Genomic DNA, 22,442 nt, shown 5'->3' with positions numbered 1-22,442 from the left:
ATAAAATGAAGTAAAAATAGCGTCTTGCTCTTTAACACCTGCAGTTAAAGAGCAAGACAGTTAATTATTTATTCTCTATAGGACAGTTTTCCATACCAACACGATACGTTGACACGGCTCCCATCCCCGCAAATTTACGGAAAGCGTTAAATGCATCATAGCTAGGCTTATAGCTAACGGTATAATTCATGTTTACTTGTGAGCCATAATTACCACAGCAATTAGGGCTAAAAGACGCATCTTGGCTAATGACTTGAAAATCTTCTAGATTATTCTTTTTGCCAAAAGCAATAAGCTCGTCTGTTTTTGCTTTATATATCGCCCCAACATCTATGTCGCTATTAGGCGGAAGATTTTCCATGTAAGAAAAAGACGTTATATCTTTGATTTCACAAACCGGCGCTTCTGTGGTTTCTTCAGCGATTAGCAAGCTGGAAGAAAATATGGCAGGCGCTGCAACAAACAGCATAGGTACAAAAAATTTCATCACGACATCCTATGTAATTAAAAATATATCCAAGAGGCACAGCAATTTTACCATACCATCATCAATTTCCGTTGTTAACCTACATAATATAGGTTAAATCAAGATGGTTTACTGAGAGCTACTATTGATAAACAGATTTAGTTGGTAGCTCATTCTGCGCTTAAAGAATTATCAGCTTTTTGCGCACTCTCTGATTTTTGAGAAGAAGTAGAAAAACTCATATTTTCTTTGTTTGGGACACTAGCTAAGTCTCGAATATTTTTCTGTGTTGTGATCACAGCAAATAAAGATAGAGCAAATGCCATACAATAAAAGCCTTTTTCACTTAGCTGCATTTGAGCATTAAACAAACCTACAATTAACAAGACAATTCCAGCTAAAAAAGCCACCCAACATATACTAGAAAAAATGCCCGTGACAGGGATTCCTTCTTCTTTATCCCGCACTGTCTTTTGCAAAGTGACAGCAGCAAACATGGATAACAAAAAAACAGCTAGATAATAGCCTTTTTCATTAAATTCAAGCGCTGCGTTCCACAATCCAATTAAATAACCTAAAACCCCAATAGCCATTGCAGCCCATGTTGCAAAGATATAAGCCGTAGTCGGCTGATTAATTTTTTGTTCTGCTGAATTCATTTTTGTCATGATCCTTAAAGTCCATTCATTATTTGTCTTCCCTAAAGGGATTTCGCCTCACCAATTTTACACTAAACATATTTAATGTTTATCAACAATGATCAAATTTTCCGCTTTACCATTGGCGAAAGCCACAACATTTTCAAAAGCAATTTTGAAGTAAAGCTCGTAGCTAGACTTTTCTACATAACCAATATGCGGCGTACACAATACATTTGGCAAAGATAGTAAAGGCTCATTATTAGTATTCGCAGGTTCCGTTTCGAATACATCAACAGCCGCTCGTTTACTTGGATTTGAAGACATCTCACTATACAAGGCACCACTTTCGAGCAACTCGGCACGACTAGTATTTACCAACAAAGAATCAGACTTCATCAAAGCCAAATCCGCTTGCGTCACAATAGCTTTGGTGGCGTCATTGAGTCGCAAATGCAAAGTGATAATATCGGCAGTTTGAAAGAACTCCGCTTTCGATTGTGCTGCTGAAAATCCATGTTCTTGTGCCAATGATCTGGAACTTTCACTTCCCCAAACCATCACCTTCATACCAAAGGCTTTGGCATATTGCGCGATACGTTGACCGATTTTGCCGTATCCCCAAATTCCCAAAACAGATCCGTTTAATACTCGACCTAACCCTAGAGCCCCAGACTGTTGCCATTGACCTTGTGAAAATTGCGCTACATACTCGGGAATATGTCGACTCGCCGACATAATCAAACCCCAGCATAATTCAGATGGCGCAACCGGAGAGCCAACGCCTTCTGCCACGGCAACACCGTATTTATGGCAAAGCTTGGCATCAATATGATTACTGATTTTTCCTGTCTGGCTAATCAGTTTTAAATTAGGCAAATTATCGAGTAATTCTTCCGAAATAACGGTACGTTCACGTATCAAAACAAGCGCATCAAAATCCTTTAGATTGGTGACTAAATCTTCAGTATTTGTAAAACTCTCATTAAATACATGTACATCATGGCCTTGTAAAACATTGAAGCATGCAAGGTCTTTAACACTATTTTGATAGTCATCTAATATTGCTATTTTCACGAAACAATCCTCGTTTACTCATCTGTTATCGCTTAGTTAATGCTACTTATCATCGTCCAAGATTGTACAAAACACCAGAGCAAAAAAAGCCCCGCACATGGCGGGGCTAAAGACAGAGATTACATTTTGCTGTTCTAAAGCAAGGAGGCACATAACTTCATGTGCTTAATTGAACCCTATTCACGACGTCATGAACACATTAGTCGTGCATTTACACACGCTCAAATACCGTCGCTATACCCTGCCCCATACCAATACACATGGTCGCTAGGCCAACGGTCGCGTCTTTTTCACGCATCACATTTAACAAGGTTGTTGAAATACGCGTACCAGAACAGCCAAGTGGATGACCAAGGGCAATCGCACCACCATTCAAGTTCACTTTATCGTCAACAAAATCCAGCAAACCAAGATCTTTTAGTACTGGAATAGACTGAGCTGCGAAGGCTTCGTTTAGTTCGACAATATCAATATCGGCGATAGTCAAACCAGCACGTTTTAGGGCTTTCTTCGTAGCAGGCACTGGACCGTAACCCATAATCGCTGGATCACAGCCGGCAACGGCCATGCTGCGTACTTTAGCAATAGGCGTTAAACCTAATTCTTCGGCTTTTTTCGCAGACATCATCAACATAGCGGATGCGCCGTCAGACAAAGCAGAAGATGTACCTGCGGTCACTGTACCGACCTTCGGCATAAACACTGGGGCTAACTTAGCTAACGATTCCATAGAGGTTTCTGGACGAATCACTTCATCCACTTCCACTAGGATCTTGTTGCCATCCGCATCGTGGCCTTCGATGGAAACAATTTCGTTATTGAAACGACCTTGCAACGTCGCTTCATGAGCTAGACGATGTGAACGTACTGCAAAGGCATCTTGTGCTTCACGACTAACGCCGTGCATTTTGCCTAGCATTTCTGCAGTAACGCCCATCATCATGGAGGCTTTCGCCATATGTTTTGAGAGCGCAGGGTTTACATCCACCCCGTGCATCATGCCAACGTGACCCATATGTTCAACACCACCGACGACAAACACATCACCTTGTCCCGTCATGATAGCTTGAGCTGCCGTATGAATCGCGGACATAGACGAACCACAAAGACGGTTCACGGTTTGTGCCGCACAAGTGATCGGCAAACCAGCCAACAAAGACACAGCTCGCGCCATGTTAAAACCTTGCTCTAAGGTTTGGTTAACACAACCCCAGATTAAGTCTTCTACGTCTTTCTGATCGACATTTGGATTACGTTTGAACAATGCTTTTACCAGCGCTGCAGATAAGTTTTCTGCTCGCACATTACGAAATACGCCATTTTTTGTTTTACCCATTGGTGAGCGAACAGCGTCGATAATAACGACATCATTTGGATTCAGTTTCATGGAGATTCTCCTCTAGCCTATGGGAAATTATGCGCCGTAAAAAGTGTCGTTGTTCTTCGCCATTTCACGCATTTTTGCGGTTGGCTCGTACAACTTACCTAAGTGGCTGTATTTGTCTGCAAGGTCACAAAAGGCCTGCAGTCCCATTTGGTCTAAGTAGTGCAGAGCACCGCCAAGATATGGAGGGAAACCAATACCGTAAATCAACCCCATGTCCGCTTCTGCCGCCGATGCCACGATATTTTCTTCAAGGCAACGTACTGTTTCAATACAAAGTGGAATCATCATGCGTGCCACTATGTCGTCTTCGCTCAATTCAGATTTGGATACAACTATGGAAGAAAGCAAAACATCGATTTCTTCATTAAATATTTTCTTTGGTTTACCTTTACGATCTGGCTCGTAGGTATAAAAACCTTTACCGTTTTTCTGACCAAAGCGCTCCAACTCGAATAAACAATCTACTGCGTTTGTGCCTTCATGCTTCATACGATCTGGGAAGCCTTCTGCCATGACCTGATCCGCATGATAAGCCGTGTCGATACCAACCACGTCAAGTAAATAAGCTGGCCCCATTGGCCAACCAAATTTCTCCATGGTTTTATCTACCACTTGGAAATCCGCACCCTCTTGCATCATCAAGGAGAAACCAGCGAAGTAAGGGAACAACACACGGTTCACAAGGAATCCTGGGCAGTCATTTACCACAACAGGTGTTTTACCCATGGCTTGAGCATAAGCAACCGTTTTGGCGATTGCTGCATCGCTAGTTTTTTCACCGCGGATAACCTCTACCAACGGCATACGATGCACTGGGTTAAAGAAGTGCATACCACAGAAATTTTCTGGGCGTTTTAGATCTTTTGCCAATTCAGTAATAGAAATCGTTGACGTGTTAGACGTCAGAATGGCGTCGTCGGCTATCTTAGTTTCTACTTCCGCCAAAACAGACTTTTTGATTTTAACGTTTTCAACTACCGCTTCGACTACTAGATCAACATGTTCGAATTCGCCATAACTCAGGGCAGGAATAATCGCGTTCATGGCTTTAAAGGCTTTTTCGGTTGTTAAACGCCCGCGCTCTACTTGACCGTTGAATAGCTTATTCGCTTCACTCAAACCTAACTCTAGGGCTTCAGGACGAATATCTTTCATGATAATTGGCGTGCCTTTTGACGCAGACTGATAAGCAACACCGCCACCCATAATACCTGCACCCAATACCGCTGCTTGTTTAACTGGCGTCGCATTTTTAGCGTATCTGCCTGCGGTTTTCTTAATCTGTTGGTCACTTAAGAATAAGTTCACCAAGGATTTAGCAACAGGACCTTTAGCAAGTTTAATAAAACCTTTGATTTCGGTATCAAGGGCTTTTTCCATGTCTTGGCTGATGCCTTTCTCAATGGTTTTAATTGCAGCCATAGGCGCAGGGTAATGTTTGCCAGCTTTAGCTCCAACCACACCGCGAACCGATTCGAAAACCATCATTTTTTCAATTGGAGAAAATACCATAGGCGCACGTAATTCATCACGACGAGCATGATAATCCAACTTACCATCAAGTACTTGTTGGATAAGATGACGAGCGGATTCATTCACTTTTTCAGCAGGAACGACCGCATCAACAGCGCCGTCTTTAAAAGCATCTTCACTGCGTTTCTGAGCACCACCACAAATCCACTCACAGGCATTATCTGCACCGATTAGACGAGGTAAACGAACAGTACCGCCCCATCCTGGGTAAATACCCAATTGAGTTTCTGGTAAACCGATTTTCGCAGTGCTTGCCATAACACGGTAATCACAAGCCAATGCCAGTTCCATGCCACCACCAAGAGCGATACCATTAATAGCTGCTACAGTTGGACAGCAAAGATTTGAAATGTCGTTGAAGATACTGTGAGCATGACGCAATTTATCCTCTAAATCGTCATCTTCAAGTTTGAACCAAGTGGTAAATTCGGTGATGTCCGCACCGACGACAAAAACATCTTTTGCGCTGGCAAAGATAACACCTTGCAGGTCGTCAATGTGTTTTAGCGCAGTAACGGCTTCGGCCAATTCATTCAAGGTAAGACTATTGAATTTATTGACCGATTCACCGACCAAATCCAGAGTGACGGTTGCCACGCCGGCATCATCGACTGCAACCTTGACTGCTTGTCCTTCGAAAATCATGCTGGTCTCCAATTATTTTTATTTTGATAGCGGCAAAACTATCTTTCACCGCTATCCGGTATTTAAAAGCTGTTTGAGCTTTGTCAAAAGCTCAAACAGGCGACTTTCTATAAAAAATTACAGGCTTTTTTCTAGCTCTGGCACGGCATCAAACAAATCAGCCACTAAACCATAATCGGCTACTTGAAAGATTGGCGCGTCTTCATCTTTGTTAATTGCAACAATTACCTTAGAGTCTTTCATACCAGCCAAATGCTGGATGGCACCGGAAATGCCAACCGCGATGTAAAGATCTGGCGCAACGGTTTTACCTGTTTGACCCACTTGTAAATCATTTGGTACAAAACCTGCATCCACTGCGGCACGGGAAGCACCAATGGCAGCGCCTAGTTTGTCTGCAACACCTTCTAGTAATTTGAAGTTCTCGCCATTGCCCATGCCTCGACCACCAGAAATAATCACACTGGCTGCTGTCAATTCAGGACGGTCAGACTCGGCTAATTGCTCTTTCACAAAACGGCTACGATCTGAAGTAATAACTTGAGAAAGCACTTGGCGCTCGGCATTTCCACCAGAGCTTGCAGCGGCATCAAAACCCGTTGTACGAATAGTTAGCACTTTTACCGCGTCCGTTGTTTTTACCTTCGCAATGGCATTGCCTGCATAGATTGGGCGTACAAAGGTGTCCGCTGCTTCGACTTTGATCACATCGGATAACTGAGCCACATTTAATAGCGCTGCTACACGCGGCAAGGTATTTTTACCCGTCGTCGTTGCTGGCGCTAAAATGTGTTCGTAGTCGCTAGCGACTTCAACCACCAATTTAGAAACATTTTCTGCCAACTGATGCTCATAAGCGGCATTGTCAGCGACCAATACCTTGGTGACGCCAGCCACTTGTGAAGCCTGCTCGACGACGGTTTGGCATTCAAAACCGACAACCAATACATGAACATCAGCATCAATTTGTGTTGCTGCGGTCACTGTGTTTAAGGTCGCAGGCTTTAGAGATTTGTTATCGTGTTCTGCAATGATTAAAACGCTCATGACACCACCTTCGCTTCATTTTTAAGTTTGTCTACTAACTCAGCAACAGAGCCAACTTTAATACCACCAGCGCGTTGTGGCGGCGGCGTAACAGATACGATGCTGACTTTAGACCCAACTTCCACGCCGAGATCGGCAGGTGTTTTTACATCCAATGGTTTTTTCTTCGCTTTCATAATATTAGGCAGAGACGCAAAGCGAGGCTCGTTTAGACGAAGATCTGTGGTAACAACCGCAGGTAGCGTAATCGCCAAGGTTTGCAAACCACCATCAATTTCACGAGTTACTTTTATTTCATGGGAAGTTTGTGCTTCACCGTTTTCAATAACAACCTCAGACGCGAACGTCGCTTGAGGATAATCCAGTAATGCAGCAACCATTTGACCCGTCTGATTATTATCAGAATCAATCGCTTGCTTACCCATAATCACCAAATCAGCGGCTTCATCTTGAGCAACTTTGGCGATAAGTTTGGCGACAGATAAAGAATCTAAACCATCTTCTGTTTCAACTTGAATAGCGCGGTCTGCACCTAATGCCATTGCGGTACGCAAGGTCTCCTGACAAGACTTTGAGCCAACAGAGACCACCACAACTTCAGATGCCACACCTTTTTCTTTTAAACGAATAGCTTCCTCCACTGCGATTTCACAGAAAGGGTTCATGGACATTTTTACATTGGTAAGATCGACCGCAGTATGGTCGGCTTTGACTCGAACTTTGACGTTGTAGTCTATGACTCGTTTTACAGATACTAAGATTTTCATAAGCCCCTCGTATTTATTATTAAGTTCTGTTTCATACATTCAGTCCAGATTTTCACCAGATTGGTAGCATGCAAATATTCCCTATCAATAGAACTCTTTACTTACCCTCTATAGTAGTTTGGGAATGGTTTTCATCAATAACAAAAAAGCGCCAGTTAACTGACAAAAATATTCAAGCCTGATCAAGATACGCTTTATTCATGAAGAAAAGAACACACCTCAAGCTTTGATTAGAATCAGTTTAGTACGTTGCAATGAAATTAAATGGTGAAAATATGGATTAAATAAAGAATTGACGAGTTCAGTAAGCGCAATAATCTACTGTTTCAGTGTAGAGATCTCAATGCATGTCAGAAACAAAAAAGCCCCACTGAAACAGTGGAGCTTTAAAGTAGCTTTATTTGCCAAATAACACTATTTTTTATTACGCGACAAAAATGCTGTAAAAGCTTGATGAGCTTCTGTTGAGCGCAAACGATCTTTGAAAATCCGTCCCTCTCGCATTAACGCCATTTGAACATCATCCTGACCTCGATATTTCAATAGATCCTTACTTAATGCCACAGCCTCAACAGGCAATGCCGCTGTTTTTTCAGCATAAAACAACGCCATTTTATAAGCCTCACCCTCTTCACATAAGTGATTTATCAGTCCAAGTTCATAGGCTTGTTCCGCGCTAACAATGTCGCCTAACACTAATATTTCAAAGGCTTTTTGATGACCAACTAACTGAGGTAATAGATGACTCGACGCGGCCTCGGGCACCAATCCTAATTGTACAAAGGGAAATTGTAAGCGAGCGGCACGTGAGGAAAGAACCAAATCACAATGAAGCAGCATAGTTGCGCCAACACCAACGGCTCGACCTTCTACACCTGCAATAAGAGGCTTTTTAAAACTACTTAATACTTGCAAGAAAGCCATAATAGCTTCCATTTTCTCTGGTGTTTGAGCTATCTGAACAAACTCATTAATATCATTGCCCGACGAAAAATCATTCCCCGCTCCGTGAATTAACGTCACTTTTATATCAGGGTTAAGTTCCGCGCTACGCAAGGAATTAGTTAATGCTTGATACATATCTAATGTAATCGCGTTCTTTTTTTCGACTCTATTTAGGCACAAAATCTGCACACCAGACTCAATGCTTTCAGTAACAAAATCACTCATTACTGATTCTCCTCTGATGGTAGTTTAAGTACCTGTTCATCAACCAACTTACGAACCATTGGGCCGTCTTCAGACCAACCATGACAACTATTAATCAGCTTAGTCAGTGCAGCAGGGACATGTTTCGGATATTTTTTTCCTAACGGTCCCCACATAGTCTGAAAAGCAGTCGTAGCAATGACTGGGAAAAGCTCCAAAACATGAGTACAACCTACTTTGCCGCTAAAAGTTTCCTTTAACCAACGATTCCAACCTGACTCAATGCGAGTACCTTTTAGAATCGAGAAACTAGGCGCAGCACCACCACAACTAGGAAAAGGATAGGAATCCATAGAAACCGACACTTCTTTAATTAAAAAGGTGTCGTCTAGTGTTAAGCAAACACGAATATCATGAAAAGGACTGCCTTCCGGCACCAAGCTGCCATCAAACTCACGATTAACATCATAAGCCTTAAGGTCTTGCATGGTAGCCTCTATATCCCAGAAGCCATCCTCACGCAAAAAACCATAGGATTCTATGCAACGTCGGTGCATTAGATTACGCTTAATCTGTGCCATTACCGCTCTCCCAATACGTCAAAAGGCTTTTAAAACAAGCTTTATGCCTGCTCTTGTTCGCGCAACGCACGACGCAAGACTTTCCCCACATTGGTCTTTGGCAGTTCTTTGCGAATTTCAACAAATTTAGGAACCTTGTAAGCCGCAAGATTTTCTTTGCAGTACAAGCGCAAGGCTTTTTCATCAAGTGTGTCAACGTTCGCTCTTAAAACGACAAAGGCTTTTACTGACTCACCCGTTTTGTCATCAGGCACACCAATAGCAGCTGATTCCAAAATTGATGGATGAGAAGAAAGGCAATCTTCCACTTCCGTTGGATACACATTGAAGCCAGATACAATGATCATATCTTTCGCACGATCGACGATTTGTAAATAACCATCAGGGTGCTGCATAGCAATATCACCTGTAATTAAAAAACCATCTTCTGTCATCACTTCTCGGGTCGCTTCTTCACGATTCCAATAACCCTTCATCACCTGAGGGCCGCGCACACAAAGCATCCCCGCTTCACCTTGTGGCAAAGCTTCACCATCACGTCCTTGGATCTTAATGTCAGTTTCCGCTACAGGAAGACCAATTGTACCAATACGCTCTTTACCAATTGGATTAAAAGACACAACAGGTGATGTTTCGGTTAAACCATAACCCTCGACTATTTTACAACCAGTAACTCTCTCCCACTCGTCTGCAGCAGCGTGAGTTAGAGGCATACCACCAGAACAGGTTAGTTTAAGCGTAGAAAAATCGAGTGCTTTGAATTCAGCTTTGTTACACAAGCCCACGAATAAAGTGTTCAATCCGACAAAGCCTGTAAATGGCCATTTCTTCAGTTCTTTAACAAAGCCAGGTAAATCTCGAGGATTAGGAATTAATACTGTATGAGCGCCGCGCTCTAATAACGTCAGACCATGAATTAGAAAAGCATAGATATGATAAAGCGGCAGCGGAGCAATATAGACTTCATTCTGATCATCAATAATAGAATGCAATCTCGAGCTTAACTGATACATATTGGCAATCAAATTAGCATTCGTCAGCATCGCCCCTTTCGCAACACCTGTTGTGCCGCCAGTATATTGCAGCACCACAATTTGTTCAGGCTTACCTTCGACTTTAGTTACCCGCTTACCTTTACCTTTGACCAACACATCATTTAGCGTCAAAGCTCCCGTAATATGGTAAGCAGGCACCATTTTCTTCACATACTTAACAACGGAGTTCACTAGCAAGCGTTTTAATGGAGAGTGAAAATCAGCAATTTCAGTAATAATGACGTGTTTTATTGACGTTTTAGCCAATATTTTTTCGACGTTATGCGCCATGTTCGCAAACACGACCAAAGCTTTTGCACCCGAATCGTTAAATTGATGTTGAAGCTCTTTTGGCGTGTAAAGTGGATTGGTATTGACAACAATCAAGCCGGCTTTCATAGCACCGAATAGCACGACAGGATATTGAATAACATTAGGTAGTTGTACCGCAATCCGATCACCGGGCAATAAATCTGTTTCGTGCTGAAGATAGGCCGCAAACTGATCAGATTTCTCATTTAGTTCTCGATACGTCAATGTTCTGCCAACACTCGTAAAAGCAGGTCTATCGGCAAATTTTTTCGCAGCCAATGCCAAAACATCTGTTAAGGATTGGTAACCATGTGGATTAAGCGATTCTGGTAAATAGCTGCCTGGCGCTTTTCCAGTGCTTACATTGCTATGAGCAGAAGTGTCCATTGTCATAATAAGCTCCATTTGTTTTTTTTATTTAGGAGAATGCGAGACTCTTTCACGATTAAACCAACTAAGCCAAGTCGCTCTTAACAAAGTATTGGCGAGTACAGTATCGTGTAAAATCTCAGTACAAAAGCTCAACTGCATACATTGCAGTTGAGCTTTAGAGCTATAAAATCGCTAAAAGATCCCCTATTAAGGGAAAATTTGCGTCAATTTTGTCGCCAGCATAATATCACCATCGGCACGGATTTTTCCCTGCATAAAAGCAGCCATACCATCTAGCTCACCACTCATGACATCTTTCAAGGTATTTAAATCCATACTAAGAGTCACGGTTGGGTCATCATGCTCACCTTCTCCCATATCACATTTTCCATCAGATATACTTAAGTAATAACTGTCAGCATCATCTAAGTCAAATTGAAATACAGCCTCCATATCATCAGCTTCGTCAGCATCGAAACGATTTAACATGGATTCAAAAACACCTCTTGCTTCACTCATATCACCAACCCCTTCAATCTTTTAAAACTTTATTTACTATGCACAGAATAACAACATGCAAAGACACTTATTCGTTATGTTGACTACGCATTAAGAAATAAGAAATTATCTTCATCCATCGCTAATAAATTATCAGCACCGGACAACATAGCTTCTACATGGGCACGAGTACGTGGTAATAAACGCTCATAATAAAACGTTGCCGTTTGTAGTTTGGCAGTATAAAAACCAACTTCATCTGTGCCTTCATCTAGTTTTGTCTGTGCTGTTACGGCCATGCGAGCCCAGAAATACGCTAAGACGACATAACCAGAGAACATCAAATAATCCACAGATGCAGCACCTACTTCATCTTTGTTACGCATGGCTTTCATGCCGATTTTCATCGTTACATCGCCCCACTCGCCGTTCAATTTATCCAGTGCAGTGATATAAGATTTTAAGCGCTTATCGCCTTTGTGCTCTTTACAGAATTTATGAATGATTTTTGTGAAACGACGTAATGTTGCACCTTGAGTCATTAGTACTTTTCGACCTAATAAGTCCAACGCCTGTATGCCGGTCGTCCCTTCATACAACATAGCAATACGACAATCACGTACGTTTTGCTCCATGCCCCATTCAGCGATAAAGCCATGACCACCAAACACTTGTAAGCCATGGTTAGCAGATTCAAAACCGGTTTCAGTTAGAAACGCTTTAGCAATCGGAGTCAATAATGACATTAATTCATCAGCTTCTTCTTTCTCTTCTTTAGAGCCCTTCTTAGTGATATCCACCAGTTTAGAACAATAATGAATCAAGGCTCGACCACCTTCAGCAAAGGCTTTTTGCGTTAGCAACATGCGACGAACATCAGGGTGAACAATAATTGGATCCGCTGCTTTTTCTGGTGCTTTAGGCCCAGACAAAGCACGCATTTGCAAACGGTCTTTCGCGTAAGCAACCGAGTTTTGTAATGCCCATTCAGCATGAGCCAAACCTTGCAATGCTGTACCAAGACGAGCGGTGTTCATAAAAGTAAACATACAATTTAAACCACGGTTTGGTTCACCAATAAGAAAACCTTTCGCGCCATCAAAGTTCATTACGCAAGTCGCGTTTCCGTGGATACCCATTTTGTGTTCAATAGAACCACAAGAAACGTGATTGCGATCTGCCATTTCACCAGCATCATCAACATTATGTTTCGGCACAATAAACAGTGAAATACCTTTGGTACCAGCTGGTGCATCAGGTAGACGAGCCAATACGATATGGACAATATTGTCAGCCATATCATGTTCACCAGCGGAGATGAAGATTTTAGTACCAGTAATGGCATAACTGCCATCAGCTTGCGGCTCTGCTTTGGTTTTCAACATACCAAGGTCTGTACCACAGTGAGGTTCAGTTAGGCACATAGTGCCTGTCCATTCACCAGACACAAGCTTTGTTAGATAGGTTTGTTTTTGTTCATCTGTGCCGTGTAGCTCGATGGTATTCATCGCGCCGTGACTTAAGCCTGGGTACATACCCCATGACCAGTTTGATGTGGCGATCATTTCCGTTACCATCATACCAAGAGAGTCTGGTAAGCCCTGTCCACCCACTTCTTCAGGATGAGACAACGAAGGCCAACCGCCTTCAACATATTGCTGGTAAGCTTCTTTAAAACCGTCTGGGGTTGTTACTACACCGTCTTTAAATTGACAACCTTGCTGATCACCAACACGGTTTAGAGGAGAAAGAACACGCTCAGCAAACTTAGCACCCTCTTCCAGAATCGCCGCCACCATATCAGGCGTTGCTTCTTCAGCACCTAGCAAATTAGCGTAGTGTCCGTGAAAATCGAGAACTTCTTCAGTGACGAATTTGATGTCGCGCAATGGCGCTTTATATTCAGGCATGGCCTATGACCTCTTATTGTTTTTGTCCATCAGTTCCAATAGGAACCTCTTATACTAGAAAGGTTCCTCTATCAGAGGCTTTCTCTCAATAACAAAAGGTGCCAAAGTTAATGACAAAATAGACCAAGCATAAGATTTTGCCAGTTAAACAAAGAGAATTAAGTAAAAATAAGCAAGCACAAAGCTAGCAAATATAACCAGCTCGATCTGAATTAAAGTAATCCAGCACAGCTCTTATGAGCAAATTCCAGCCAATCACCCTCGATTCCACCGATGATTTCCAATCGACTACCTTCGTACCATGATGATGTTGTGATCACAACTTCCCCTCGTGCCACATTCACAAATAACGCCTCGGTTGAGTTGATAACAAACACACCTTTGATACGATAAACACCATTAAGCTTAGACATATTTTGAATGATTGATGCCACTTTCTCTTTATCAAACTCATCAAGACTAGGCCAGCGCCAGCCGACAACCTGCATGGCATTTTGACGTTTATGATAGCTCCAACGTTCGTTTTGAATCTGTGTTTCTATATCATGAGTAGGTTCAGGATATTGGTGATGGTGAGAAGAATGATTCGAATCATTTTCAGAGACATTAAAAGTGTTTAATGAATCCATTAAACCAATGTCTAACGAGTCTACACTCAAGGTCATAGGATCGGAGATAAAAAGTACTGGTTTTGATTTCTCTGAAGTAAACCTGCCAAAATGGGACTCTAATAGAGCCATATCTTCTTGATGATAACGATCAACATGACTAAATACTATGCCGTCAGCAGACTCAATTTGGTCATTAAAAATATCATGCTTGGTATAACGCTCGTCTTTGAGATTGCGAGCATCTAATACACAAAATGCCCCAGTCAACAGTAATACATCTTTATAAGAAGCACTGCGCAACTTTTGCATAATCTGTTTCGGATGGCCAAGCCCAGACGGCTCAATAAAAATACGATCAGGATTGTATCGACGAATTAATTGGTTCAGTCCTTGCTGAAAAGCGGCAGATGTCGTGCAACAAACACAGCCGCCAGGCACTTCACTAATTGCCACACCTAAATCCGCATAAAACGCACTATCAAGACCAATATCACCAAACTCATTAACCAACACTGCCCAGCGTTCATTAGAAGGGGATTGTTCAAGTAACTGACGAATCAGAGTTGTTTTCCCTGCACCTAAAAAGCCTGTCACCACAGTGACCTTTATACCCTGATAACGCATAACGAGAATATCTCAAAATGTATAAGCAAATATGATGCTTGTTGTGCCATCTGTATTTTTTTTATCGTCCAACACTTGACTATTATGGGTAAGACTATAAGCGGCTTTCATACTAAGGTTATCCCTCAGCTGTACACTAATAGATGTTTCAGATTTAGAACGCGTGTTTTTATCATTTTGTAATGCTGCTTCGGTACTTAGCGCCTGCTGAAACGTGGCATTAGGACTAATCGTATACTCATACTGCAACTCCACATGCACAATTGCCGTTTCATCTTCCTCACCGTCATCCGTTTGGCTAAAAGAATAACCAGGACCAACGCTGTAGTCTAAAAACGAGTCTTCATCAGCAAACACCCGGCCAGAATAACCTACAGATACGGTATTCTGATATTCATAACCACTAAAACGATCACCGGTATAAGACCCATAAACAAACACAGAGCTATCCTCACTGCTTAATTTATAATCACCTTGGGCTGACATAAATAGTTTTTGAGCTGTGGTTGTGGTTTCATCGTCCGGTGTATTCTTGCCTCTTTTATAAAGAGTATCTATCTGATATTTTGCTTTCCAAGCGACAAAATCCTGCTTTATAGTGGCTTTGGCTTTTACGGCTGTGCTTTCTGTATTACCAGTAATTGCAATGACGCCCAACTCCAACTCAGCACTTAACGGCTCTAAGGGAGCAAAAGGCTCGGCATAAACGATAGGTGCAGAACAAGCAAACATAGCGAGCACGATTCGTTTTAAGGGCTTCATTTAGATGCGTTCCTTTTATCTCATCAAACAAATTCCATGTTGGCGAACAGAGGATGTAACGAAAAAAAAGACATGCAGACAAAACACTAACGCTCGTCCCCTCTAAATCGCCATATAGGCTTAGAGACATTTTTACATTGATACCGCATTATCACAGTCAAAATTCTGTTAACTATATGCAAAGTAATAGATAAGAAAACAAAGAAGCCTTACGTTTACACTAAATACGCACTTTTACGTTATTGTTTACGTCTTTGCTCTGACGAATAAGTTCATCTCCCGCTGTTGCACGTGTAGATTTTGCCAAGCGATCATAGAGCAAAACATTCACCGATGCCGCAAGATTCATACAACCAACGGTAGGAACAAAGACGACAAAATCCGCCCTATCAACAATTTTTTGCCCTATCGTACCGTCTTCTGGTCCAAAGATGTATAAAGCCTTATCAGGATGATGAAACGCTGGTAAAGGTGTGGCTCCTTGAATCAAATCGACACACACTATTTTTGTATCAGTATCCACAGCATCAATTAAATTATCGATACCAAGACTGTCTATATTAATCAAAGGAATCGACGTGCTGACTTTCTTAGTATCTGTCGCCATTTTGACAGCGCGGTCGTAGCGGCTACCAGAATAAAAAACTTGATCCACTTGATAGCATCCAGCCGCTCTCATCACAGAACCAACATTAGATGTACTTTTAGGATTCGTTAACCCTATAGAGACACATTCATTTTCCATCAAAAATTCACTACACAAGCATTTTAAAGAACGACGATAATAACACTTTTGTGTATTTTTATAGCCATTCCTTATCTCGTTATTAACTGATCAACTGTAGCAAATAATGAGAAAAAAGGAGTACAACTTTGACAGCCCTCTTCCGCTTCCCCTCAATGTAGGTAAACTAAAAACTATAATAATGACTTATTGATTCACAAATCATTCAGGGAAACCCATGAATCTTCTTAAAAAATTTGGCCTTACCCTACTTGCGGCCGCCACATTTCAAACCCAAGCAGCCTCTGTCTGGAAAGTCACGTCAGGAACAAATACGCTCTACATTGGTGGCACTATTCATTTGCTTACACCACAAGATTACCCTTTACCAAAAGCCTATGAGAAAGCTTATCAAGCGGCCGACAAAATCATTTTTGAAACCAACATGGAAACCATCGGTAGCCCTACGTTCAAACAACAAATGCAAGCTGAGCTGTCTTATTCTGATGGCACGACCATAGATCAAGTGATCTCACCGGAAACCTGCCAATCACTCAAAATCTATTTGAATGCTCGACAAATCCCATTTACCGCCATACAACATCTTAAACCCAGCGCGCTAGCGATTTCCCTAAGCATGATTGAACTGAAACATTTAGGCTTTACCAGCGAAGGGGTGGATCAGTTTTATGCGCAAAAAGCCCAACAAGATCAAAAAACCAAAGGCTGGCTTGAGGAACCTGAAGCTCAAGTCGAAATGCTCAGTAACCTTAATAGCCAAGACAGCAATGATGTTATTAACTATACATTGTCAGACATTAAAGACATGCCAAAAACCATGAATGACCTAAGAGAAAGCTGGCGTAAAGGCGATATGGAAGCCATGGCTGACATAGAATTGAAAGATTTTAAACAAGATTACCCAGAGGTGTATCACTCACTTTTAGTGGAACGAAACGACCTTTGGATGCCTCAAATTGAAGATATGTTAAAAGACAGTGATGTCGAATTCATCATGGTTGGCGCTATGCATCTTGCAGGGCCAGACAGCATCCTTGCAAAGCTCAAAGCTGGTGGCTATGAAGTCACTCGACTATAAGTGACAAATTAACTGTATTGTAAGAGTCAAAAAACACGCAACTAATGGTAAAAACTCACGAAAACGTGCGTTTTTACCGCTTAACTACAATCCATCAATTATTTCTGACAATTTTTCTCCCCAAATCACCTCGAATTTTTTATACTTGCCGCCGAAATTATTTACTGACCAAATGATCAGTTACTAAACTTATCTCGGCGTATTGTACTGTGGGTCAATTTAAACAAATAGCCTCACCGTTAATATTCGCTGCCGTCTACTAGCAAAAGGTCCCCCTCATGCTCGAACGTTATTTCCAACTTAAAGCGCACAACACCACGGTTCGTAATGAAGTTGTTGGAGGTATTACTACCTTCTTGACGATGGCTTACATCATTTTCGTTAACCCTTCTATTCTTGCCCAAGCGGGAATGGATCAAGGCGCTGTATTTGTCGCAACTTGTCTTGCTGCTGCCATTGGTTGCTTGATTATGGGCTTGTACGCAAATTACCCCATTGCTCTTGCACCAGGCATGGGATTGAACGCTTTCTTTACCTACGGTGTAGTCTTAGGCATGGGCTACACATGGGAACAAGCACTTGGCGCGGTTTTCTTATCCGGTATTCTTTTCATCTTCATTAGTATTTTTAAAATTCGTGAATGGGTTATTAATGCTATTCCGTCTTCATTAAAGCTGGGGATCGCGGCAGGTATTGGTCTTTTCTTAGCTATGATTGCCCTACAAAATTCAGGCATCATAGTTAAAAACCCTGCGACCATGGTGTCCTTAGGCGATCTGTCTTCACCAACTGCAATTTATGGTTTGCTTGGATTTTTTGTTATCTGTGCGCTGTCGTATTTAAATATCACTGGCGCAGTAATGATCGGCATACTTTTTGTGACAGTATTGTCTATTTTATTTGGTCAAAATGAATTCAGCGGTGTTGTATCAATGCCACCATCCGTTGCTCCAACATTCCTTGCTATGGACATAGAAGGTGCTTTCCAAATAAGTATGTTAAGCGTGATTTTCGCGTTTTTCTTTGTCGATTTGTTTGATACTTCGGGCACGCTAATTGGCGTTGGCCAACGTGGTGGCTTACTGGATAAAGAAGGCAAACTACCTCGCCTTAAAAAAGCACTACTAGCGGACTCCGGCGCAACAGTAGTTGGTGCTGCACTAGGTACATCTTCTACAACAAGCTATATCGAAAGCGCTTCTGGCGTTGCCGCTGGAGGACGTACTGGCTTAACCGCCGTAGTGGTTGCGCTACTGTTTATACTAAGCCTGTTCTTTGCACCATTAGCTGGCTCTATTCCTGCTTACGCAACAGCTGGCGCACTAATGTACGTTGCTGTATTGATGACAAGCAGCCTAGCGCACGTAGATTGGGATGATATTACTGAAGCAGCACCAGTTCTGATTGCTGCTTTTACCATGCCACTTACCTACTCAATAGCAGATGGCATCGCGTTGTCTTTCATCAGCTACGCAGTTATCAAACTACTATCAGGTCAAGGCAAGCAAGTAGGCGTTGCAGTATATCTTTTAGCAGCCCTGTTTATCGCTAAATTCTTTATATTCGTCTAATTAAGATAACGAAACATCAATAAAAAACGGGAACAAAGTAACCCTTTGTTCCCGTTTTTTATCCTAACTTCCCCAAGTATTACGATCTTGGTGATTACCTGAACGTTTTTGTAGTCGTATGAAAGTATCTACTATATTATTCGCCATCAAATTTTACCTACCATATTACCAACTCGCCAAGTGAAGAAAACATGTCTGAAAACGCGCTTTATACGGACCTATCCGGCTATTACGATTTAATGTGTGCCGATATTAATTATCAAGCGCAAAGCAACAACGTACATCGACTTCATCAAATTTTCGGCAATGGCGGGAAACAACATTTAGATTTAGCTTGTGGCACTGGACCACATATTAGCTATCTTAGTCAAACAGGTTATCAATCTAGCGGTTTAGATATTAATCAGCCGATGCTAGATCTTGCCAAACTACGATGCCCTGATGCGCAATTCGAACTAGGCAATATGTGTGCATTTGATGCAGCCGAGTCTTATGACTTAATTACCTGTTTTTTATACTCAATTCATTACAGCGGCGACACTAAAAACCTAACAAGTTGCATTCAAAGCGTACACAAATCGCTCAGTGCGGGTGGTGTTTTTTGTTTTAACTCGGTAGACAAAAACCACATTAATAATACGCTTTCTGCGAAACACAGCGTCATTCACGACAATAGCGAGTTCTCGTTTGGTTCTTCTTGGTATTACTGTGGAGAGGGAGAAAAACAAACACTAAAGCTGAGCATTGAAAAAACAACTGCACTACAAACTCAACTTTGGACAGACGAACACCCTATGGTTGCATTAAGCTTTAACGAGTTACAAGTGCTATTAATGCCGTATTTTGACGTTCATATTTTTGAACATGAGCACGACAAAATCATACCTTGGGACAAGCTATCTGGTAATGCTATTTTTTTATGTGTCAAAAAATAAAGAAGACTTAATGGCTTAAACTCACGACTCTGTCATCGAGCGATATTTTAGAATCAAAGCAATAATTTCATGGTCGCTAACGGAAGAGGATAAAGACTCATTGATAGAGCGTCGTTGCGGCAAACGGATATTAAATTTGCTTTTTAATAATCCAACCACCTGCGAGTCTGAATTAGGATCGAATGCCTGACTTGCAAAAATGCAAATCCGCTGTAGTACGAATTCTTTGGCTGTATTAATCATGTATTACCTATGGTTTTAGAGAAAAACGACAAGGCTTTTCTCTTTTTAAAACGAGTCTAAACAAATAGACCGAGCGCTTACTAGCAAATTTCGTATTCAAATAAAGTATAAAAAGGCAAGGTGGCGAGAGAAAAACACTCTCTGCGTTACTCTGTACTTTTAGGGAAATCTTTGGGGAAAGCGATTAACCGACTGCATAATAAGAACGATGAGGTTCTAATATGAGCTGAATTAATCGCTTTGTCTACTAATAAACAAAGATTTAAACATATTATGACTCAGCTAATAACGGTAAAGTGACTTCCACCAGCAATCCACCTAATGTACTTCGAGCTGCTCTGATCGTACCATTATGTTGACGAATGGCGTTTTCAGCAATGGCTAAGCCCAATCCTGCGCCACCACTGTGTCGATCTCGAGCGGTCGAAACACGATAAAAAGGCCTAAAGATAGAATCAAACTCATCGTCAGGCACACCTTCACCATCATCTTCCACTCGAATACTCAAAGTATCTACATTCACGTCCAGCGAAACCTTTATCTGCTCTTTACCATAGTGAATAGCATTGCGAACAATATTTTCCAAAGCGCTCATTAATAACTGCGGATGACAATTAACCATTCGATTAGGAACATCCGAAGACAGTAAAGTCTTACCAACCTGCTCAGCCTCAAACTGGCTATCAGCCAACAGAGCATCACACAAACTCGCAAGCGGCTGAGCTTCGCGATTCAAATGACTGTCCACTTGAACACTCGACAGTTCAAGCAACTTAGCGATCATCTGCTCAAGCCGCTGAGCTTCGGTATCAATACGTGTCAAATCTGCACTGTCGCCTAACTTTCGTTTCGCCAAAGCTTGCGCCATTCTTAGTCGCGTCAAAGGTGAGCGTAACTCATGAGAGATATCCGACAACAAGCGTTGCTGACGCGAAATCATTAAGTTAACGGCCGTCACCATCTGATTAAAACTAGCCCCTGCTTGGCGAAACTCCGACGTGCCTTTTTCAAGCTCTGGGTCAATTTCAAACACCCCTTTTGCTACACGCTGGGCAGCCAGCTCTAGACGACGAGCAGGTTGACTCAATGCCCACGCCAACCAAAGCAGTAATGGTGTACTGACTAACATCACTGCCAACAACAAGCGAAATGGATGATCAAATAATTGTATTAAGAAGTGCGGCGGCTCACTCCAGCGAGCGCCAATGTAGAGAAAGTAATCTTTTCTTGCCAACCGAACAGGAAAAGGCCCAGAAATCATCGTCTTACCATATAATTTTTGCTGGGGGCTAAGAGGATTATCAATGCTTGTCACAAAGTTACGCAACGCCTTATAACTAAAATCTGGACGACGATCCGTCGTGATTACATTGCCATCAAGGTCTGTAATAAAAAGCCGCAGTTTATGATCATCTGGTCCGCGGTGTGACCAGCCTTCTAAATTATTTAAAACTGGTACCAAATCTTTCGAAGAAGAGAACATTTGCTCGATTCGATCTCTTATTTCCAACATCCGATCATAATGAGGAGGTGGAATATCTCGAGGCTTACGAGGGTCAAAACTAGGCAAAGCCAACACAGCCAAAATCACCAAGAACATAGTGAACCAAAAAATAGCGAAGATACGCCCGTACAAGCTGGTAATCTTTGGCAAGCGCATCAATCGCCCTCCACCAATAAATAGCCTCGCCCACGCAAGGTTTTAATTCGAGGCTTGCCATTTGGCCAATCAGGCAATTTTTTACGTAAATTCGAAACATGCATATCGATTGCTCGGTCAAACGCTGCTAAACGTTTACCTAACACATCCAAACTTAAGTCTTCTTTGGTTAAAACGGTGCCAGGGTGGAGCAAAAAATAATGCAAAAGCGCAAACTCAGTACTGGTCAAATCTAATAAATCACCATTGCAATACGCTTCTAAGCGACCTGGATAAAGCTTGATGTCTCGGTACGTCACAAAATCATTTTGTGGCTGACCTTTACTGACCTGAGTTCTACGTAAAATCGCACGAATCCTTGCCAACAACTCTCGTTCGCTAAAAGGCTTCGGCAAGTAGTCATCCGCACCAAGTTCAAGACCCACAACACGATCAATCTCATCACCTTTCGCCGTTAACATCAGAACCGGCACATCCCATTTTTCACGTAGCTGCTTCAAGGTTTCAAAGCCATTCAGTTTAGGCATCATCACATCAAGCAATATCAAATCCACACTATCATCCACCGCTTCCAAACCAGACAAGCCATCATAAGCAACAGATACAGCGCAATTTTCAAAAGACAAAACTTCTTTGAGCAAATCACTCAATTCAACATCATCATCGATTATTAAAATATGTGGCATCAACAATTCCTAAAAACGGTTTAGATAAATAACTAGCTAGAGACCTTGCAGCGATCACCAGGTAAAGCGCAACTCTCAGATAGCATTTTACGTCGAAATACAGTGCGTGAT

General features: G+C 41.9%; 21 protein-coding genes. 3 read left to right on the top strand and 18 right to left on the bottom strand.

What is annotated here, in order from left to right; genetic code table 11:
* Positions 1-64: 64 nt before the first annotated feature.
* The 15 genes from KPL72_RS12115 to KPL72_RS12045 all read right to left on the bottom strand — a co-directional run bounded on the left by KPL72_RS12115 (position 65) and on the right by KPL72_RS12045 (position 16,158).
* Complete coding sequence (locus KPL72_RS12115; RefSeq protein WP_219702946.1) at positions 65-487, bottom strand: hypothetical protein; 423 nt, start codon at positions 485-487, stop codon at positions 65-67.
* Positions 488-636: 149 nt separating this feature from the next.
* Positions 637-1,125 (bottom strand): inner membrane protein YiaA, encoded by a 489-nt coding sequence (gene yiaA / locus KPL72_RS12110; protein WP_219702944.1) that lies wholly within the window; start codon positions 1,123-1,125, stop codon positions 637-639.
* Positions 1,126-1,206: 81 nt separating this feature from the next.
* Positions 1,207-2,181: a D-2-hydroxyacid dehydrogenase family protein gene (locus KPL72_RS12105; RefSeq protein ID WP_219702941.1), complete on the bottom strand. Its 975-nt coding sequence runs from the start codon at positions 2,179-2,181 to the stop codon at positions 1,207-1,209.
* A gap of 211 nt (positions 2,182-2,392) precedes the next feature.
* Positions 2,393-3,568 carry an acetyl-CoA C-acyltransferase FadA gene (fadA, locus tag KPL72_RS12100; RefSeq protein ID WP_219702939.1) on the bottom strand — a complete coding sequence of 392 codons (1,176 nt, stop codon included), beginning with the start codon at positions 3,566-3,568 and terminating at the stop codon, positions 2,393-2,395.
* A gap of 27 nt (positions 3,569-3,595) precedes the next feature.
* The gene (gene fadB, locus KPL72_RS12095; protein ID WP_219702937.1) at positions 3,596-5,746 is read right to left on the bottom strand and encodes a fatty acid oxidation complex subunit alpha FadB; all 2,151 of its coding nucleotides are present in this window, start codon (positions 5,744-5,746) and stop codon (positions 3,596-3,598) included.
* 117 nt (positions 5,747-5,863) lie between these two features.
* The gene (locus KPL72_RS12090; protein ID WP_219702936.1) at positions 5,864-6,793 is read right to left on the bottom strand and encodes an electron transfer flavoprotein subunit alpha/FixB family protein; all 930 of its coding nucleotides are present in this window, start codon (positions 6,791-6,793) and stop codon (positions 5,864-5,866) included.
* Entirely contained in the window at positions 6,790-7,560 is a 771-nt protein-coding gene (locus KPL72_RS12085) for an electron transfer flavoprotein subunit beta/FixA family protein (RefSeq protein WP_219702934.1), read from the bottom strand. Before KPL72_RS12085 ends, KPL72_RS12090 begins: the two co-directional genes overlap by 4 nt.
* A 414-nt stretch (positions 7,561-7,974) precedes the next feature.
* The gene (locus KPL72_RS12080) at positions 7,975-8,730 is read right to left on the bottom strand and encodes an enoyl-CoA hydratase-related protein (protein WP_212918348.1); all 756 of its coding nucleotides are present in this window, start codon (positions 8,728-8,730) and stop codon (positions 7,975-7,977) included.
* On the bottom strand, positions 8,730-9,290 hold the full coding sequence (locus KPL72_RS12075; protein WP_219702932.1) for a DUF2889 domain-containing protein: 561 nt from the start codon (positions 9,288-9,290) through the stop codon (positions 8,730-8,732). Before KPL72_RS12075 ends, KPL72_RS12080 begins: the two co-directional genes overlap by 1 nt.
* A 41-nt stretch (positions 9,291-9,331) precedes the next feature.
* The gene (locus KPL72_RS12070) at positions 9,332-11,029 is read right to left on the bottom strand and encodes an AMP-binding protein (RefSeq protein ID WP_283248005.1); all 1,698 of its coding nucleotides are present in this window, start codon (positions 11,027-11,029) and stop codon (positions 9,332-9,334) included.
* 186 nt (positions 11,030-11,215) lie between these two features.
* Entirely contained in the window at positions 11,216-11,527 is a 312-nt protein-coding gene (locus tag KPL72_RS12065) for an SCP2 sterol-binding domain-containing protein (protein ID WP_219702930.1), read from the bottom strand.
* An 83-nt stretch (positions 11,528-11,610) separates the two neighbouring features.
* Positions 11,611-13,416: an acyl-CoA dehydrogenase C-terminal domain-containing protein gene (locus KPL72_RS12060; RefSeq protein WP_219702928.1), complete on the bottom strand. Its 1,806-nt coding sequence runs from the start codon at positions 13,414-13,416 to the stop codon at positions 11,611-11,613.
* A gap of 212 nt (positions 13,417-13,628) precedes the next feature.
* Positions 13,629-14,651, bottom strand: coding sequence for a CobW family GTP-binding protein (locus tag KPL72_RS12055; protein ID WP_219702926.1), 1,023 nt, complete (start codon positions 14,649-14,651; stop codon positions 13,629-13,631).
* Between the two features lie 12 nt (positions 14,652-14,663).
* A complete protein-coding gene (locus KPL72_RS12050; protein ID WP_219702924.1) occupies positions 14,664-15,413 on the bottom strand; it encodes a DUF481 domain-containing protein in 750 nt (249 codons plus the stop codon).
* A 220-nt stretch (positions 15,414-15,633) separates the two neighbouring features.
* The gene (locus tag KPL72_RS12045; protein ID WP_219702922.1) at positions 15,634-16,158 is read right to left on the bottom strand and encodes an RNA methyltransferase; all 525 of its coding nucleotides are present in this window, start codon (positions 16,156-16,158) and stop codon (positions 15,634-15,636) included.
* Between the two features lie 217 nt (positions 16,159-16,375).
* Between KPL72_RS12045 and KPL72_RS12040 the strand changes: the two genes are divergently transcribed.
* The 3 genes from KPL72_RS12040 (at position 16,376) to KPL72_RS12030 (ending at position 19,742) form a co-directional block, all read left to right on the top strand.
* Positions 16,376-17,236 carry a TraB/GumN family protein gene (locus KPL72_RS12040; RefSeq protein ID WP_212918341.1) on the top strand — a complete coding sequence of 287 codons (861 nt, stop codon included), beginning with the start codon at positions 16,376-16,378 and terminating at the stop codon, positions 17,234-17,236.
* Positions 17,237-17,514: 278 nt separating this feature from the next.
* Positions 17,515-18,807 carry an NCS2 family permease gene (locus tag KPL72_RS12035; protein ID WP_212918340.1) on the top strand — a complete coding sequence of 431 codons (1,293 nt, stop codon included), beginning with the start codon at positions 17,515-17,517 and terminating at the stop codon, positions 18,805-18,807.
* 191 nt (positions 18,808-18,998) lie between these two features.
* The gene (locus tag KPL72_RS12030) at positions 18,999-19,742 is read left to right on the top strand and encodes a class I SAM-dependent DNA methyltransferase (protein WP_219702920.1); all 744 of its coding nucleotides are present in this window, start codon (positions 18,999-19,001) and stop codon (positions 19,740-19,742) included.
* Positions 19,743-19,763: 21 nt separating this feature from the next.
* On the opposite strand, the gene KPL72_RS12025 is transcribed toward KPL72_RS12030, so the two are convergent.
* From KPL72_RS12025 to KPL72_RS12015, 3 genes are all read right to left on the bottom strand, one after another.
* Entirely contained in the window at positions 19,764-19,985 is a 222-nt protein-coding gene (locus KPL72_RS12025; RefSeq protein ID WP_212918338.1) for a hypothetical protein, read from the bottom strand.
* 271 nt (positions 19,986-20,256) lie between these two features.
* The gene (gene cpxA / locus KPL72_RS12020; protein ID WP_219702918.1) at positions 20,257-21,645 is read right to left on the bottom strand and encodes an envelope stress sensor histidine kinase CpxA; all 1,389 of its coding nucleotides are present in this window, start codon (positions 21,643-21,645) and stop codon (positions 20,257-20,259) included.
* The gene (locus KPL72_RS12015) at positions 21,645-22,331 is read right to left on the bottom strand and encodes a response regulator (RefSeq protein ID WP_219702916.1); all 687 of its coding nucleotides are present in this window, start codon (positions 22,329-22,331) and stop codon (positions 21,645-21,647) included. Before KPL72_RS12015 ends, cpxA begins: the two co-directional genes overlap by 1 nt.
* Positions 22,332-22,442: the final 111 nt, after the last annotated feature.

Origin of the sequence: Marinomonas lutimaris, assembly GCF_019426345.1 — a bacterium.
Classification (GTDB): Bacteria; Pseudomonadota; Gammaproteobacteria; order Pseudomonadales; family Marinomonadaceae; genus Marinomonas; species Marinomonas lutimaris.
This window is presented reverse-complemented; position numbering and strand designations above follow the sequence as displayed.

Coding starts and splice junctions, on each gene's coding strand:
- KPL72_RS12115 (WP_219702946.1), bottom strand. CDS start 487: ATGAAATTTTTTGTACCTATGCTGTTTGTTGCAGCGCCTGCCATATTT.
- yiaA (WP_219702944.1), bottom strand. CDS start 1,125: ATGAATTCAGCAGAACAAAAAATTAATCAGCCGACTACGGCTTATATC.
- fadA (WP_219702939.1), bottom strand. CDS start 3,568: ATGAAACTGAATCCAAATGATGTCGTTATTATCGACGCTGTTCGCTCA.
- fadB (WP_219702937.1), bottom strand. CDS start 5,746: ATGATTTTCGAAGGACAAGCAGTCAAGGTTGCAGTCGATGATGCCGGC.
- KPL72_RS12090 (WP_219702936.1), bottom strand. CDS start 6,793: ATGAGCGTTTTAATCATTGCAGAACACGATAACAAATCTCTAAAGCCT.
- KPL72_RS12085 (WP_219702934.1), bottom strand. CDS start 7,560: ATGAAAATCTTAGTATCTGTAAAACGAGTCATAGACTACAACGTCAAA.
- KPL72_RS12080 (WP_212918348.1), bottom strand. CDS start 8,730: ATGAGTGATTTTGTTACTGAAAGCATTGAGTCTGGTGTGCAGATTTTG.
- KPL72_RS12075 (WP_219702932.1), bottom strand. CDS start 9,290: ATGGCACAGATTAAGCGTAATCTAATGCACCGACGTTGCATAGAATCC.
- KPL72_RS12070 (WP_283248005.1), bottom strand. CDS start 11,029: ATGACAATGGACACTTCTGCTCATAGCAATGTAAGCACTGGAAAAGCG.
- KPL72_RS12065 (WP_219702930.1), bottom strand. CDS start 11,527: ATGAGTGAAGCAAGAGGTGTTTTTGAATCCATGTTAAATCGTTTCGAT.
- KPL72_RS12060 (WP_219702928.1), bottom strand. CDS start 13,416: ATGCCTGAATATAAAGCGCCATTGCGCGACATCAAATTCGTCACTGAA.
- KPL72_RS12055 (WP_219702926.1), bottom strand. CDS start 14,651: ATGCGTTATCAGGGTATAAAGGTCACTGTGGTGACAGGCTTTTTAGGT.
- KPL72_RS12050 (WP_219702924.1), bottom strand. CDS start 15,413: ATGAAGCCCTTAAAACGAATCGTGCTCGCTATGTTTGCTTGTTCTGCA.
- KPL72_RS12045 (WP_219702922.1), bottom strand. CDS start 16,158: ATGGAAAATGAATGTGTCTCTATAGGGTTAACGAATCCTAAAAGTACA.
- KPL72_RS12040 (WP_212918341.1), top strand. CDS start 16,376: ATGAATCTTCTTAAAAAATTTGGCCTTACCCTACTTGCGGCCGCCACA.
- KPL72_RS12035 (WP_212918340.1), top strand. CDS start 17,515: ATGCTCGAACGTTATTTCCAACTTAAAGCGCACAACACCACGGTTCGT.
- KPL72_RS12030 (WP_219702920.1), top strand. CDS start 18,999: ATGTCTGAAAACGCGCTTTATACGGACCTATCCGGCTATTACGATTTA.
- KPL72_RS12025 (WP_212918338.1), bottom strand. CDS start 19,985: ATGATTAATACAGCCAAAGAATTCGTACTACAGCGGATTTGCATTTTT.
- cpxA (WP_219702918.1), bottom strand. CDS start 21,645: ATGCGCTTGCCAAAGATTACCAGCTTGTACGGGCGTATCTTCGCTATT.
- KPL72_RS12015 (WP_219702916.1), bottom strand. CDS start 22,331: ATGCCACATATTTTAATAATCGATGATGATGTTGAATTGAGTGATTTG.